The sequence below is a fragment of the Streptomyces sp. URMC 123 genome (assembly GCF_051386515.1).
Classification (GTDB): Bacteria; Actinomycetota; Actinomycetes; order Streptomycetales; family Streptomycetaceae; genus Streptomyces.
The window spans coordinates 1-796 of record NZ_JBPQTV010000664.1 but is presented as its reverse complement, the minus strand read 5'-3'; the positions used below and the strand labels follow the sequence as shown (position 1 = coordinate 796).

General features: G+C 70.7%; 1 protein-coding gene. It reads left to right on the top strand.

Annotation, left to right across the window (positions count from 1 at the left end):
• Nucleotides 1-725 (top strand): thiamine pyrophosphate-dependent enzyme (locus ACSNOD_RS31530; RefSeq protein ID WP_436770492.1); only part of this gene is annotated, 725 nt, incomplete at its 5' end.
• Between the last annotated feature and the right edge of the window lie 71 nt (nucleotides 726-796).

Below are 796 nucleotides of genomic sequence, written 5' to 3'. Positions count from 1 at the left end.
CCCGGGCCCGCGGGGCGCGGCGCCCGGCGGGGGCCTGGGTGGCGCGGGCCGGGGAGCTCAAGCGGACCCTGACCCGGCGCGAGGACTTCGACGACGTGCCGATCAAGGCGCCCCGGGTGTACCGGGAGATCAACGCAATCTTCGACGAGAGGACGTACTTCGTCACCGCGATCGGCCTCTACCAGATCTGGGGCGGGCAGCATCAGAAGGCGCATCTGCCCCGCCACTACCAGGTGTGCGGCCAGGCGGGCCCGCTGGGCTGGGAGATCCCGGCCGCGATCGGGGTCAAGAAGGCGCTGAAGCGGACCGAGCCGGACGCCGAAGTGGTGGGCATCGTCGGCGACTACGGCTTCCAGTACCTGGTGGAGGAGCTGGCGGTCGCTGCGCAGTACGACGTGCCGTTCGTGATCATCATGCTCAACAACGAGTATCTGGGGCTGATCCGCCAGGCGTCGCTGGGCTACGACCGGATGAACTACCAGGTCGACATCCACTACGACGAGTTCGGCACCGACCACGTCAAGCTGATGGAGGCGTACGGCTGTTCCGGGCGGCGGGTGATCGAGCCGGGGGACATCGCGCCCGCCCTGGAGTGGGCCCGCAAGCAGGCGGTCACGACCTCGCGGCCGGTGCTGGTCGAGATCATGATCGAGCGCGAGGCCAATACGCCGCACGGCGTGGCCATCGACGCGGTGCGGGAGTTCGAGCCGCTACCGGGGGCGTGACCCGACAGTGGCCCCGGGGCCTCCCGGGGCCTGAAGAGCCCTGACGGGCCCCGGGCCCAGGGCTCCCCGGC